The organism is Pseudomonas sp. GW458-11-26-14-LB4 (assembly GCF_059423925.1).
This window is the reverse complement of sequence record NZ_JBWKYU010000001.1, coordinates 306,623-320,820: the sequence shown is the minus strand read 5'-3', so window position 1 is coordinate 320,820 and position 14,198 is coordinate 306,623. Positions and strand designations below refer to the sequence as shown.

Sequence of the window (14,198 nt, the reverse complement as noted above, 5' to 3'; positions counted from 1 at the left end):
ATGCACAGGATTCTTGTGAGCCGCTGCCTGCTTGGCCATCGCGTGCGTTATGACGGTGGAGCCAGCGGGCCGTTCGATCTGCTGGAGCAGTGGATCAGCGAAGGCCGGGTAGTGCCGCTGTGCCCGGAAGTCGCCGGTGGTTTGCCGACGCCACGGGCAGCGGCAGAGATTCCGGGCGGGCAGGGCAGCGAAGTGCTGGACGGACTCGCCTCGGTGATCACCACCGAGGGCGAAGACGTCAGTGCGCAGTTTCTGGATGGTGCGCGGCAGGCGCTGGCGCTTGTGCAGAAGCACGGGATTCGGGTGGCGGTGCTCAAGGCCAACAGCCCTTCGTGCGGGAATCTGTTGACCTATGACGGGACGTTCAGTGGGGTGAAGGTGAGTGGCAAGGGCGTTACCGCCGCGTTGCTGAAGCGCCATGGGGTGCAGGTCTTCAGCGAACTCGAACTGCCGCAAGCCGCACAGGCCCTCAGCTTGCTCGACTAGTCACGTTCACTTCAGTTTTCCGTAGCCTGCACACTCAACCACTTCTTCGACAACGCCTCCAGCCGCCCATCCGCCCTGATCCGCTGCAAGGCATTTTCCAGACTCGCGTGAAACGCCGGGTTGCCCTTCTGAAACGGAATCGCCAGATCCACCGGCGGCTTGACCTTCGGTTTCTCTTCAGTCAGCGCCTGTACCAGAACCAGCGGCTGAGGTTGCTCGTCCTTTTTCGCCAACAACTGCGCATTGACCTGCGTGTAAGGCTCGCTCACGTCGAAACGATCCTTGAGTTCCGGGGTCAGTGCTATGTGGTTGAGCGCGACGTCGTACTTGCCGCTTTCGACGCCCTGGAGCAGATCGGCTTCGTCGGTGACGATGAAGTCGGCGCGCACATCCAGTTCGTTGGCCAGCAGTTGCCCAAGCTCGACCTCGAACCCCGTGAGCGTGTCGCCGTCCTTGAAATTGAAGGGCGGTGTATTAGCCTCAAGGGCTATGCGCAACTCGCCACGGTCGTAGACGTCATCAATCAGTTCGGCGTGAGCCAGAGGGCTCAGAAGGGGAAGCAGGCAGATCAGGCCAGGCAGAAAACGCATGGTCACTCCTTTGAAATCGATATCGGCCTGTTTTCCAGGCTCGCTTTGCTATGGTTGTCGAGTGCCTTCGACAACGAATGGTCATGAAGTTGTCATGACCGTGCGGATTTTACGGAAAAACTGGAGAAGAAAATGAAAAGCTTTATGTCACGTGCAGCGTTGGCCGGTGTGCTGATGGGTGTTTCGGTACTGGCCAGTGCGGCCACACCGGCACCGAAGGGCGCCGAAGTGTTCATCGTTTCTCCCGAGGACGGAGCCACGGTTTCGCAGACCTTCACGGTCAAGTTCGGTGTAAAGGACATCGCGCTGGCACCGGCCGGTGACGTCACCAAGAACACCGGTCATCACCATCTGCTGATCGATGCCAAGGAAGTCGTTCCGGCCGGCTCCGTCGTGCCGACCGACGCCAACCACATGCACTTCGGCAAGGCGCAGACCCAGGCCGACATCAAGCTCGCGCCGGGCAAGCACACCCTGCAGCTGGAGCTGGGTGACAGCGGCCACATGGCGTTCGATCCGCCGATCGTGTCGAAGAAGATCACCGTCAACGTCGAATGATGTTTTCGCGTGCATGAAAAAGGGAGCCCGAAGGCTCCCTTTTTTGTCGCTCAGCGTCGGATCAGAACAATACGCGGCTACGGATGGTGCCGTTGACGTGTTGCAGCTTCTCTTGCGCCAGCTCCGAGTACTCGGCGTCGACGTCGATCACCACGTAGCCGACCTTCTCGTTGGTCTGCAGGAACTGACCGGAGATGTTGATGCCGTTTTCGGCGAAGACCTTGTTGATCTCGCTCATCACACCCGGGATGTTCTCGTGGATGTGCAGCAGGCGGTGCTTGCCAGGGTGAGCCGGCAGGGCCACTTCCGGGAAGTTCACCGACGATACCGAAGTACCGTTGTCGCTGTACTTGACCAGTTTTTCTGCCACTTCCAGACCGATGTTGGCCTGCGCTTCAGCGGTGGAACCGCCGATGTGCGGGGTCAGGATCACGTTATCCAGGCCACGCAGCGGGCTTTCGAACTCTTCGTCGTTGGAGCGCGGCTCGACCGGGAACACGTCGATGGCGGCGCCGATCAGGTGCTTGTCCTTGATCGCAGCAGCCAGGTGATCCAGCTCGACCACGGTGCCGCGTGCAGCGTTGATCAGGATGCCGCCCTTCTTGATGGCGCGGATTTCCTTCTCGCCGATCATCCACTGGGTCGCAGCGGTTTCCGGAACGTGCAGGGTGACGATGTCGGACATGCCCAGCAGCTCGTGCAGGTTGCCGACCTGGGTCGCGTTGCCCAGTGGCAGCTTGGTCACAGTGTCGTAGAAGAACACCTGCATGCCCAGGCCTTCAGCCAGGACCGACAGCTGAGTACCGATGGAGCCGTAGCCGACGATGCCCAGTTTCTTGCCACGGATCTCGAAAGAGTTGGCTGCGGACTTGATCCAGCCGCCACGGTGGCAGGAAGCGTTTTTCTCAGGGATGCCGCGCAGCAGCAGGATCGCTTCGGCCAGCACCAGCTCGGCAACGGAGCGGGTGTTGGAGTAAGGCGCGTTGAACACGGCGATGCCGCGCTCGCGGGCCGCTTCCAGGTCAACCTGGTTGGTGCCGATGCAGAAACAGCCGACCGCGACCAGCTTCTTCGCGTGATCGAAGATCTCTTCGGTCAGCTGGGTGCGCGAACGAATGCCGATGAAGTGAGCGTCAGCGATCTTTTCCTTGAGCTGGGCTTCCGGCAGGGAGCCTGTCAGGTATTCGATGCTGGTGTAGCCCGCCGCCTTGAGGACGTCGACAGCCGATTGGTGGACGCCTTCGAGAAGAAGGAACTTGATCTTGCTCTTATCGAGAGAAGTCTTGCTCATCTGCGTAAACCTGTATCCCGGAGAAAAATGGCAGGAAATGGTCAACAGACATTGACCTGGACGACAAGAAAGCCGTCACCGCAGAACCGGCCTTGGGCACTGGCCTGCGGGGTCGGTATGCTAGCATAGCCACCCCGCTAAACACTCATTCCTGCGACGTGAAGCGTTCTCAGGATGACCATGAATTGTTCGAGAGTTCCGTCGATGACCAATCCTGCCCTGATTGATGAACTGAAGACCCTGGTCGAGCCTGGCAAAGTCCTGACCGATGCCGACTCCCTGAACGCTTACGGCAAGGACTGGACCAAGCACTTCGCCCCGGCGCCCAGCGCCATCGTGTTCCCCAAGACCATCGAGCAGGTGCAGGCCGTCGTCCGCTGGGCCAACGAACACAAAGTCGCGCTGGTGCCGTCGGGCGGGCGCACCGGGCTCTCCGCCGCAGCCGTGGCCGCCAATGGCGAAGTGGTCGTGTCGTTCGACTACATGAATCAGATTCTCGACATCAACCTGACCGACCGCACCGCCGTCTGTCAGCCGGGCGTGGTCACCGAACAATTGCAGAACGCCGCCGAAGAACATGACTTGTACTACCCGGTGGACTTCGCTTCGGCAGGTTCCAGTCAGATTGGCGGCAACATCGGCACCAATGCCGGCGGGATCAAGGTCATTCGCTACGGCATGACCCGCAACTGGGTGGCGGGCATGAAAGTGGTGACCGGCAAGGGCGACGTGCTGGAACTGAACAAGGACCTGATCAAGAACGCCACCGGTTATGACCTGCGCCAGCTGTTCATCGGCGCCGAAGGCACCCTGGGTTTTGTGGTCGAGGCCACCATGCGCCTGGATCGCTCGCCGAAAAACCTGACCGCGATGGTCCTCGGCACCGCCGATTTCGATTCGATCATGCCGGTGCTGCACGCCTTTCAGGGCCGACTCGACCTGACCGCGTTCGAGTTTTTCTCCGACAAGGCCCTGGCCAAGGTCATGGGCCGTGGCGATGTTCCGGCGCCGTTCGAAACCGACTGCCCGTTCTATGCCTTGCTGGAATTCGAGGCGACCACTGAAGAGGTGGCCAACAGCGCCCTGGAAACCTTCGAACACTGCGTGGAGCAGGGCTGGGTGCTGGATGGCGTGATGAGCCAGAGCGAAACCCAGTTGCAGAACCTGTGGAAGTTGCGCGAGTACATCTCCGAAACCATCTCCCACTGGACGCCATACAAGAACGATATCTCGGTCACCGTCTCGAAAGTCCCGGCGTTCCTGCGGGAAATCGACGCGATCGTCGGCAAACACTATCCGGATTTCGAAATCGTCTGGTTCGGCCACATCGGCGACGGCAACCTGCACCTGAACATCCTCAAGCCGGACAACCTGAGCAAGGACGATTTTTTCACCAAGTGCGCCACCGTCAACAAGTGGGTGTTCGAAACCGTCGAGAAGTACAACGGTTCGATTTCCGCCGAACACGGTGTGGGCATGACCAAACGCGATTACTTGACCTACAGCCGCTCGCCGGTGGAAATCGAATACATGAAAGCGGTCAAAACGGTGTTCGACCCGAACGGCATCATGAACCCGGGCAAGATCTTCGCGGTTTGATTGGCAATCCCTGATGAATCAATGAAGGCAGGAGTCGGTAATGAGCTATCAGCACCAGTATGTCGACGGTACGCGGATTCATTTTCCGCTGGGGAAAGTGGTGTGCATCGGGCGTAACTACGCCGAACACGCCAAGGAACTGGACAACCCGGTGCCTACCGAGCCGTTGCTGTTCATCAAGCCGGGCAGTTGCGTGGTGCCGCTGGAAGGCGGTTTCAGCATTCCGACCGAGCGTGGCTCCGTGCATTACGAGGCGGAAATCGCCGTGTTGATCGGCAAGCCGCTGTCGATCAAGCCGAGCCGTGAAGAAGTGCTGGACGCGATCTCCGGTTTCGCCCCGGCGCTGGACCTGACCCTGCGCGACAAGCAGGCCGAGCTCAAGTCCAAGGGCCTGCCGTGGGAAATCGCCAAGTCGTTCGACGGCGCGGCGGTGATTGCGCCGTTCGTGGTCGGCAGCACTTTCGCCGACCTGACCGACATCGGCATCCGCCTGACCATCAACGGCGAAGTGCGCCAGGACGGCAACAGCAGCGCGATGCTCAATCCGATCGTGCCGATGATCCAGCACATGGCCGGCTGCTTTTCGCTGCAGGCCGGTGACGTGATCCTGACCGGCACGCCGGTGGGCGTCGGCCCGCTGAACGTTGGTGATGAGATCGTGCTGGAGCTGCCGGGCGCCAGTCGCTTCACCAGCAGCGTTCGCTGATCCGTACATCGCGTTCCCGAGCGGGAGATTGCAGATTTGAGCTCAGCCCTCAAGTCTGCAGTCTCCCGTTTTCGTTTTGTGATGCGACCTGCAAAGACGCAGGGCATTCCGGCCATTTGCCGTTTTTTTCACATTCTGTCCGGATAATTCCGGTCATTCTGGCGTCTGAGCCGGCCTCTTTGTGCTATTACCCGTAGCCTGAATTTTCGGAACGCGTCCTTTGATGTCATCTCAAACTCAGCTCAAACCCGCCCGCCGTTCGCGCTTCGCCCTGCGCTGGTCTTCCTGGATTGTGTTGGCAGCCGTCGCTGCGTACGGGCTGGCGTTTGCCATGCATTGGGATGACCGTGGCCTGTTGTGGGTGCTGGAGCGTTTTGAAAGCCCGGCCGAGAAGCAGGAAAGTGTCTGGCTTCCGGACTACCGCGTGGTGATCGACGCCAAGCTGCTGCCGGGGATGGAAAAGGACGAAGCTTCGGACCTGTCCTATAACCCGCAGACCAAAACCCTGTTTTCGGTGATGGGCAAGAATCCGTTCCTGGTCGAGCTGACCCTGCAGGGTGACGTGCTGCGCAAGATGCCGCTGGTGGGCTGGAGCAATCCCGAAGGCCTGACGGTGATGGAAAACGGCTTGATGGCGATTGTCGACGAGCGCGAGCACCTGCTCTCCATCGTCAAGGTCGATGCCGAGACCCGCGAACTGAAGCGTGACGATTTCCCGAAATACGACTTGGGGCCGTCGAAAGACCAGAACAAGGCTTTTGAAGCCATCACCTGGGACGCCCGCAACCAGCAACTGCTGCTGGGCGAAGAGCGTCCGCCTGCGCTGTTCACCTGGAAAAGCGACGGCAGCCAGACGCTCAAGGGCGACAAGCAGAAACTCGACAGCGACGAACTGGACCTGCGTAACCTCTCGGCTCTGTCGATCGACCCGCGCACCGGCCACACCCTGGTCCTGTCCGCCGATTCGCATTTGCTGCTGGAGCTGGACGAGAAGGGCGAGCAGGTCAGCTTCATGACCCTGCTCGGCGGTTTCAACGGCTTGAAGAAAACCATTCCCCGCGCCGAAGGCGTGACCATGGACGAGGCGGGCACGCTGTACATGGTCAGCGAGCCGAACCTGTTCTACCGCTTCGAAAAGCAGAAGTAACGACTCCTACAGCAATTGCAGATCTGTGCAGTTGTGGCCTGAGGCAAGTGGCCATTAAGCTTCAGTTCAGACAGGCGTGATATTTCATCCGCCTGTTTTGACTCCGAGCCTGCCCGAATGCGTCGACTTGCCCGCCCCAAGCCTCTGTTCATCATCCTGTCGGTGATTGCCCTGATCGCGTTGATTGCGATCGGCCAATACATGCGCCTGTTCGAGCGTGCCTGGTTCAACCTGCATACGCTATGGCAGCCGATGAGCAGCGAGGCGATCGGGCTGGATCAATACCGGGTGGAGATTGAAGCGAAGGTCATCGACGGGCTGAACGACGATGTCTCGGCGCTGACCTACGATCCGGTGCGCAAGAGCCTGTTCACCGTGACCAACAAGAATGCCGAACTGGTCGAGCTGTCGCTGGACGGCACGATCCTGCGCCGTGTCGCCTTGATCGGCTTCGGTGATCCGGAGGCGGTGGAGTTCATCAGCGCCGACACCTACGTGATCACCGATGAACGCCAGCAACGCCTGATCAAGATCCATCTGGAACACGGCACCACGTTCCTCGATGCAGCGGACGCCGAGCAAATGACCCTCGGTGTGCACATGAGCGGCAACAAGGGGTTTGAAGGCCTGGCGTACGACTCGGTGGGCAAACGCCTGTTCGTGGCCAAGGAGCGGGATCCGATGCTGATCTATGAAGTGCACGGTTTTCCGCACTTCAACCCGGAAAAATCCTACGCGGTACACGTGATCAACAATCCCAAGCGCGATGCCGGGATGTTCGTGCGCGATCTGTCGAGCCTGCAATACGACGAGCGCAGCGGCCATTTACTGGCGCTGTCCGACGAGTCACGGCTGATTCTGGAACTGGATGTGGACGGGCGCCCGTTGAGCACCATGTCATTGAGCGGTGGCCGGCAGGGCCTGAAGAAAACCGTGCCGCAGGCGGAAGGTATCGCGATGGATGACGACGGGACGTTGTATCTGGTGAGCGAGCCGAATCTGTTTTATGTCTTCAGGAAGCCTGCGCAGAAATAATTCGCGCCGCAAAACACTGTGGGAGCGAGCCTGCTCGCGATTGCGTCGCGTCAGCCAATGAAGATGTTGGCTGAATTGGCGCTTTCGCGAGCAGGCTCGCTCCCACGGGTTTAGTCGTCTGCCCGCGAATTTGCAGGCAGCCTGAGGTTACTCAGCCTTCAGGGTCTTCACACCTTCGCTGGTACCCAGCAACAGCAGATCCGCCGGACGCGCCGCGAACAAACCGTTGGTGACCACGCCGACGATCGCATTGATCTGCGCTTCCAGCTCCACCGGATTGGTGATCTGCAGGTTGTGCACGTCGAGGATGATGTTGCCGTTGTCGGTCAGCACGCCTTCGCGGTAGACCGGGTCGCCGCCCAGCTTCACCAGCTGGCGGGCGACGTGGCTGCGGGCCATCGGGATCACTTCCACCGGCAGCGGGAACGCACCCAGCACCGGCACCAGTTTGCTGGCGTCGGCGATGCAGATGAATGTCTGGGCCACAGCCGCGACGATCTTCTCGCGGGTCAGGGCTGCGCCGCCGCCCTTGATCAGGTTCAGGTGCTCGTCGCTTTCATCGGCGCCGTCGACGTAGAACTCCAGGTTGCTCACGGTGTTCAGCTCGTACACCGGAATCCCGTGGCCCTTGAGGCGCGCGGCGGTGGCTTCGGAGCTCGCGACCGCGCCGTCGAACGCGCCTTTGTGCTGGGCCAGGGCGTCGATGAAGCAGTTGGCGGTGGAGCCGGTGCCGACGCCGACGATGCTCTTGTCGTCGAGTTTCGGAAGGATGAAGTCGACGGCGGCCTGGGCCACGGCCTGTTTGAGTTGATCCTGGGTCATGCGGGCTCCGGAAGCGGGCAAGGTAAGAACGGAAAGGCCGGCATTATAGCCTCAAGCCGGGCTAAAACCTCTGCATTCGTGTGGTCGTCCGGCCGAAAGCCGGGTTAGACTCGCTGGTCCCGCCCAACCGCCAGTGATGCTTTCCGATGCTCGAACAGTACGTCAAGAAGATCCTCACCTCGCGCGTTTATGACGTTGCCGTAGAAACCCCGCTGCAGAACGCCCGCCAGCTCTCCGAGCGGTTGGGCAACGATATCTGGCTCAAGCGCGAAGACTTGCAGCCGGTGTTCTCGTTCAAGATTCGCGGCGCCTACAACAAGCTGACCCAGTTGAGCGACGAAGAGCGCGCTCGCGGCGTAGTCACCGCCTCGGCGGGCAACCATGCGCAGGGCCTGGCCCTGGCGGCGAAAGTGCTGGGCGTGAAAGCGACCATCGTGATGCCCAAGACTACCCCGGAGATCAAGGTCGAAGGCGTGCGCTCCCGTGGCGGCAAGGTGGTGCTGCACGGCGATTCTTTCCCGGAAGCGCTGGCCTACTCGCTGAAACTGGTCGATGAAAAAGGCTACGTCTACATCCACCCGTACGATGATCCGCACACCATTGCCGGGCAGGGCACCGTGGCGATGGAAATCCTGCGCCAGCATCCGCAGCCGCTGGATGCGATTTTCGTTCCGGTGGGCGGCGGCGGTCTGATCGCCGGTATCGCGGCGTACGTGAAATACCTGCGGCCGGACATCAAGGTCATCGGCGTCGAGCCCGATGACTCCAACTGCCTGCAAGCGGCGATGGCGGCGGGCGAACGCGTGGTGCTGCCGACTGTAGGCATCTTCGCCGACGGCGTGGCGGTGGCGCAGATCGGCCAGCACACCTTCGATATCTGCAAGGATTACGTCGATGAAGTGATCACCGTCAGCACCGACGAAATCTGCGCGGCGATCAAGGACATCTACGACGATACCCGCTCGATCACCGAACCGGCCGGCGCGCTGGGCGTGGCCGGGATCAAGAAGTACGTCGAGCAGCGCGGCGTCAGCGGCCAGACCTTCGTGGCCATCGACTCCGGGGCCAACGTCAACTTCGACCGCTTGCGCCACGTCGCCGAGCGCGCCGAACTGGGTGAAGGCCGCGAAGCGATCATCGCCGTGACCATCCCCGAGAAGGCCGGCAGCTTCAAGGCCTTCTGCGAGGCCATCGGCAAGCGCCAGATCACTGAATTCAACTACCGCTACAACAATGGCAGCGAAGCGCACATCTTTGTCGGCGTGCAGACCCACCCGGACAACGACCCACGCAGTGCGCTGCTGGCGAGCCTGACCGAGCAGGGTTTCCCGGTACTCGACCTGACCGACAACGAACTGGCCAAGCTGCACATACGCCACATGGTCGGCGGGCGCGCGGCACACGTGGTCGATGAAGTGGTGCTGCGCTTCGAGTTCCCGGAGCGTCCGGGCGCGCTGTTCAACTTCCTCAACAAGCTCGGCGGTCGCTGGAACATCTCGATGTTCCACTACCGCAACCACGGTGCGGCGGATGGCCGTGTGGTCGCGGGCCTGCAAGTGCCCCACGACGAACGTCATCTGGTGCCCGCAGCCCTTGAGGAAATCGGCTACCCGTACTGGGACGAAAGCGACAACCCGGCCTACCAGCTGTTTCTTGGCTGAACGGCTACGCTGATGGGCAGGCCATAAGGAAATCGGATCATGGAAACGTTAACCGCCCTGAAAGCGGCGCACATGCTGGCGACTGCGGTGCTCTTGCTCGGTGCGTTGGGCCTGGGAGTCTGGGTCTGGCGCGCACGGCGCAAGGGTGACGCGACGGCAGGCAGCCGTACGTTGCAGCGGCCATGGCTGTTTGTCTGGCTGTTGATCGTGCTGGCGCTGGTGAGCATGCCGTTCACCGGCTGGTGGATGGTGCATCTGGTGGGCTGGCCGCTGGGGCAGACGTGGATTCTGGCTTCGAGCGTGCTCTACAGCGTGGCGGCGCTGGCGTGGTTCTGGCTGCTGGTGCGTTTGAACCGGTTGCGCAAGGTGCCGGGCGGCGTGGGCCGGTTCAGCCTGGGGCTGGCGTTGTTCGGGCTGGTCTGCTTTATCGCGATTGCCGGGTTGATGGGCGCCAAGCCGGTTTAAGGCCTGACACCGAGTTGACCCCAATCGCTGGCAAGCCAGCTCCCACAGGGATCCTCAGTGAACACAGACTTTGTGAGCGCTTGAGAATTTGTGGGAGCTGGCTTGCCAGCGATGACGTCATCAGTCGCGCAGACTGATCACCGGCCAGCCGCGCTTCTCGGCTTCGGCCCGCAGGTTCGGATCCGGATCAACAGCGACCGGATTCGCCACCTGCTCCAGCAGTGGCAGGTCATTCATCGAGTCGCTGTAGAAATAGCTGCCTTCGAGCGAATGCCCGGTTTCTTCCAGCCAGCGGTTCAGGCGCGTCACCTTGCCTTCGCGGAAGCACGGCACGTCGGTGCTGCGCCCGGTGTAGCGACCGTCCTGCATCTCGCACTCGGTGGCGATCAGGGTTTCGACGCCCAGGCGCACGGCGATCGGTGCGGTGACGAAGCGGTTGGTGGCGGTGATGATCACCAGTTTGTCGCCGGCGTCGCGGTGCTTTTTCAGCAACTCAAGCGCTTTCGGCAGCATGATCGGCTCGATGCAGTCGCGCATGTAATCGTTGTGCCACTGCTCAAGCACGGCCATCTCGGTGCGCCCGAGGATTTCCAGACAGAAGTTCAGGTAGGCGGCGTTATCCAGTTTGCCGGCCAGGTAATCCTGATAGAACTCGTCGTTGCGCGCCTTGTAGGCGACCGGGTCGAGGAAGCCGCGCTCGCACAGATAATCGCCCCAGGCGTGATCGCTGTCGCCGCCCAGAAGGGTGTTGTCCAAATCGAATAAAGCCAGGCGCATTGCAGTTACCCGCTGAAAAGTCAGTAAAAAGGCCACAAGAATACGGTCTTTTCACAAGAGTGCACATAAGCTCGGAACCCTCGTTGCCGCCTTCACAACCTTTGTGGAACAATGCGGCGACATGCGTTTGCGAGGTTGTTGCCGTGATCGACCCCGATGGTTTCCGCCCTAATGTCGGGATCATTCTGACGAATGACGCCGGCCAGGTGCTATGGGCTCGCCGTATCAATCAAGATGCCTGGCAGTTTCCGCAAGGGGGAATCAATCCCGAGGAGACGCCGGAAGACGCCTTGTACCGCGAGCTGAACGAAGAAGTTGGCCTGGAACGCGAAGATGTTGAAATACTGGCCTGCACCCGGGGCTGGTTGCGCTATCGTTTGCCGCAACGTCTGGTGCGAACCCACAGCCAACCGCTGTGCATCGGCCAGAAACAGAAATGGTTTCTCCTGCGCCTGATCTCCAACGAGCAGCGGGTGCGGATGGATTTGACCGGTAAACCGGAGTTCGATGGCTGGCGCTGGGTCAGTTATTGGTATCCGTTGGGCCAGGTGGTGACATTCAAGCGCGAAGTGTATCGCCGCGCTCTCAAAGAGCTTGCCCCGCGCCTTTTAGCGCGCGACTGACGACGGAGTTCGACCCCGAGCCATGCTCAATACGCTGCGCAAGATCGTCCAGGAAGTTAACTCCGCCAAGGATCTCAAGGCGGCGTTGGGGATTATTGTGTTGCGCGTCAAAGAGGCCATGGGCAGCCAGGTCTGCTCGGTCTACCTGCTTGATCCAGAGACCAATCGCTTCGTGCTGATGGCCACCGAGGGCTTGAACAAGCGCTCGATCGGCAAGGTCAGCATGGCACCCAACGAAGGTCTGGTCGGCCTGGTCGGCACGCGTGAAGAACCCCTGAACCTCGAAAATGCCGCGGATCACCCGCGCTACCGCTACTTTGCCGAGACCGGCGAGGAGCGCTACGCCTCGTTTCTCGGGGCGCCGATCATTCACCACCGCCGCGTCGTCGGCGTGTTGGTCATCCAGCAGAAAGAACGCCGCCAGTTCGATGAAGGTGAAGAAGCCTTCCTCGTGACCATGAGCGCGCAGCTCGCGGGCGTAATCGCCCACGCCGAGGCCACAGGTTCCATCCGTGGCCTCGGCCGTCAGGGTAAGGGCATCCAGGAAGCCAAGTTCGTCGGCGTACCGGGTTCGCCGGGCGCGGCGGTCGGTACCGCGGTGGTCATGCTGCCACCGGCGGATCTGGACGTGGTGCCGGACAAGACCATCACCGACATCGACGCGGAACTGGCGCTGTTCAAGACCGCCATCGAAGGCGTGCGCGCCGATATGCGCGCGTTGTCGGCCAAACTGGCGACCCAGTTGCGTCCGGAAGAGCGCGCGCTGTTCGACGTCTACCTGATGATGCTCGACGATGCCTCGTTGGGCAGTGAAATCACCAACGTGATCAAGACCGGTCAATGGGCCCAGGGCGCGCTGCGCCAGGTCGTGACCGATCACGTCAACCGTTTCGATCTGATGGACGACGAGTACCTGCGGGAGCGGGCGTCGGACGTCAAGGACCTGGGCCGACGCCTGCTCGCCTATTTGCAGGAAGAGCGTCAGCAGAACCTGGTCTACCCGGAAAAAACCATTCTGGTCAGCGAAGAACTGACGCCGGCGATGCTCGGCGAGGTGCCGGAAGGCACGCTGGTCGGTCTGGTGTCGGTACTCGGTTCGGGCAACTCCCACGTCGCGATCCTGGCCCGGGCCATGGGTATCCCGACTGTAATGGGTCTTGTCGATCTGCCGTACGCCAAGGTCGACGGCATCGAAATGATCGTCGACGGCACACGGGGCGAGGTTTACACCAACCCCAGCGAAGTGCTGCGCAAGCAGTTCACCGAGGTGGTGGAGGAAGAGAAGCAACTGGCGCTGGGGCTCGATACCCTGCGCGACCTGCCGTGTGTGACCCTGGACGGCCACCGCATGCCACTGTGGGTCAACACCGGCTTGCTGGCGGACGTGGCGCGAGCGCAGAAGCGCGGCGCCGAAGGTGTCGGTCTGTACCGCACCGAAGTGCCGTTCATGATCAACCAGCGCTTCCCGAGCGAGAAGGAACAACTGGCGATCTACCGCGAGCAGCTCGCCGCGTTCCATCCGCAACCGGTGACCATGCGCAGCCTGGACATCGGCGGCGACAAGTCGCTGTCGTACTTCCCGATCAAGGAAGACAACCCGTTCCTCGGCTGGCGCGGGATCCGCGTCACTCTCGACCACCCGGAAATATTCCTGGTGCAGACCCGTGCGATGCTCAAGGCCAGCGAAGGCCTGAACAACCTGCGGATCCTGCTGCCGATGATCTCCGGCATCCACGAGCTCGAAGAGGCGCTGCACCTGATTCACCGGGCCTGGGGCGAAGTGCGCGACGAAGGCACCGACGTGCCGATGCCGCCGGTGGGCGTGATGATCGAAATTCCTGCGGCGGTCTACCAGACCAAGGAACTGGCGCGGATGGTGGACTTCCTGTCGGTCGGCTCCAACGACCTGACCCAGTACCTGCTGGCGGTGGACCGCAACAACCCACGGGTGGCAGATCTTTACGACTACCTGCACCCCGCGGTGCTGCAAGCCCTGCAAACCGTAGTGCGCGACGCCCATGCCGAAGGCAAACCTGTGAGTATCTGCGGCGAGATGGCCGGTGACCCGGCGGCAGCGGTGCTGTTGATGGCGATGGGTTTCGACAGCCTGTCGATGAACGCCACCAACCTGCCGAAGGTGAAATGGATGCTGCGTCAGATCAACCTGAGCAAGGCCAAGGATCTGCTGGCGGAACTGATGACCATCGACAACCCGCAGGTGATCCACAGCTCGCTGCAACTGGCGTTGAAGAATCTTGGGTTGGCGAAGATGGTCAATCCGGCGGCGGTCAAACCCCTCTAGATTAGTGGCGATCCCGAAAAGCCCCTCACCCTAACCCTCTCCCAAAGGGAGAGGGGACTGATCGCGGGATGCTGCAGATATGCATCGACCTGAACGAGTTGTATTGAATCCATAATCGACTCGATCTTTCAGGTCG

The 14,198-nt window shown here is 61.0% G+C and carries 14 protein-coding genes; 10 read left to right on the top strand and 4 right to left on the bottom strand.

Annotated features, from left to right (window positions below):
* Window positions 1-486 carry a 2-thiouracil desulfurase family protein gene (locus AC07XZ_RS01445; RefSeq protein WP_102685815.1) on the top strand — a complete coding sequence of 162 codons (486 nt, stop codon included), beginning with the start codon at window positions 1-3 and terminating at the stop codon, window positions 484-486.
* Between the two features lie 11 nt (window positions 487-497).
* Here the strand turns inward: AC07XZ_RS01445 and AC07XZ_RS01440 are convergent, their stop codons facing one another.
* Window positions 498-1,076, bottom strand: a complete 579-nt coding sequence (locus tag AC07XZ_RS01440) for a transporter substrate-binding domain-containing protein (RefSeq protein WP_102685814.1) — start codon at window positions 1,074-1,076, stop codon at window positions 498-500.
* 132 nt (window positions 1,077-1,208) lie between these two features.
* Between AC07XZ_RS01440 and AC07XZ_RS01435 the strand changes: the two genes are divergently transcribed.
* Window positions 1,209-1,634 (top strand): DUF4399 domain-containing protein, encoded by a 426-nt coding sequence (locus tag AC07XZ_RS01435; protein ID WP_102685813.1) that lies wholly within the window; start codon window positions 1,209-1,211, stop codon window positions 1,632-1,634.
* Window positions 1,635-1,695: 61 nt separating this feature from the next.
* Here AC07XZ_RS01435 and serA read toward each other — a convergent pair whose 3' ends face one another.
* Window positions 1,696-2,925 carry a phosphoglycerate dehydrogenase gene (serA, locus tag AC07XZ_RS01430; protein ID WP_007953487.1) on the bottom strand — a complete coding sequence of 410 codons (1,230 nt, stop codon included), beginning with the start codon at window positions 2,923-2,925 and terminating at the stop codon, window positions 1,696-1,698.
* 204 nt (window positions 2,926-3,129) lie between these two features.
* Between serA and AC07XZ_RS01425 the strand changes: the two genes are divergently transcribed.
* From AC07XZ_RS01425 to AC07XZ_RS01410, 4 genes are all read left to right on the top strand, one after another.
* Complete coding sequence (locus AC07XZ_RS01425) at window positions 3,130-4,524, top strand: FAD-binding oxidoreductase (RefSeq protein WP_102685812.1); 1,395 nt, start codon at window positions 3,130-3,132, stop codon at window positions 4,522-4,524.
* 40 nt (window positions 4,525-4,564) lie between these two features.
* Window positions 4,565-5,230: a fumarylacetoacetate hydrolase family protein gene (locus AC07XZ_RS01420; protein WP_102685811.1), complete on the top strand. Its 666-nt coding sequence runs from the start codon at window positions 4,565-4,567 to the stop codon at window positions 5,228-5,230.
* A 223-nt stretch (window positions 5,231-5,453) separates the two neighbouring features.
* Complete coding sequence (locus AC07XZ_RS01415) at window positions 5,454-6,377, top strand: SdiA-regulated domain-containing protein (RefSeq protein ID WP_102685810.1); 924 nt, start codon at window positions 5,454-5,456, stop codon at window positions 6,375-6,377.
* A gap of 117 nt (window positions 6,378-6,494) precedes the next feature.
* Complete coding sequence (locus AC07XZ_RS01410; protein WP_102685809.1) at window positions 6,495-7,412, top strand: SdiA-regulated domain-containing protein; 918 nt, start codon at window positions 6,495-6,497, stop codon at window positions 7,410-7,412.
* 147 nt (window positions 7,413-7,559) lie between these two features.
* Here the strand turns inward: AC07XZ_RS01410 and rpiA are convergent, their stop codons facing one another.
* Entirely contained in the window at window positions 7,560-8,234 is a 675-nt protein-coding gene (gene rpiA / locus AC07XZ_RS01405; RefSeq protein WP_007953476.1) for a ribose-5-phosphate isomerase RpiA, read from the bottom strand.
* 146 nt (window positions 8,235-8,380) lie between these two features.
* Between rpiA and ilvA the strand changes: the two genes are divergently transcribed.
* Together ilvA and AC07XZ_RS01395 are read left to right on the top strand one after the other, a co-directional pair.
* Window positions 8,381-9,895 (top strand): threonine ammonia-lyase, biosynthetic, encoded by a 1,515-nt coding sequence (gene ilvA / locus AC07XZ_RS01400; protein ID WP_011336426.1) that lies wholly within the window; start codon window positions 8,381-8,383, stop codon window positions 9,893-9,895.
* A 39-nt stretch (window positions 9,896-9,934) separates the two neighbouring features.
* Window positions 9,935-10,360 carry a DUF2269 family protein gene (locus AC07XZ_RS01395; protein WP_102685808.1) on the top strand — a complete coding sequence of 142 codons (426 nt, stop codon included), beginning with the start codon at window positions 9,935-9,937 and terminating at the stop codon, window positions 10,358-10,360.
* A 120-nt stretch (window positions 10,361-10,480) separates the two neighbouring features.
* Here AC07XZ_RS01395 and AC07XZ_RS01390 read toward each other — a convergent pair whose 3' ends face one another.
* Complete coding sequence (locus AC07XZ_RS01390) at window positions 10,481-11,137, bottom strand: histidinol-phosphatase (RefSeq protein ID WP_085605945.1); 657 nt, start codon at window positions 11,135-11,137, stop codon at window positions 10,481-10,483.
* A 143-nt stretch (window positions 11,138-11,280) separates the two neighbouring features.
* Between AC07XZ_RS01390 and AC07XZ_RS01385 the strand changes: the two genes are divergently transcribed.
* Entirely contained in the window at window positions 11,281-11,760 is a 480-nt protein-coding gene (locus AC07XZ_RS01385; RefSeq protein WP_003229203.1) for an RNA pyrophosphohydrolase, read from the top strand.
* Window positions 11,761-11,782: 22 nt separating this feature from the next.
* Window positions 11,783-14,062 carry a phosphoenolpyruvate--protein phosphotransferase gene (gene ptsP / locus AC07XZ_RS01380; RefSeq protein ID WP_064600191.1) on the top strand — a complete coding sequence of 760 codons (2,280 nt, stop codon included), beginning with the start codon at window positions 11,783-11,785 and terminating at the stop codon, window positions 14,060-14,062.
* Window positions 14,063-14,198 lie beyond the last annotated feature (136 nt).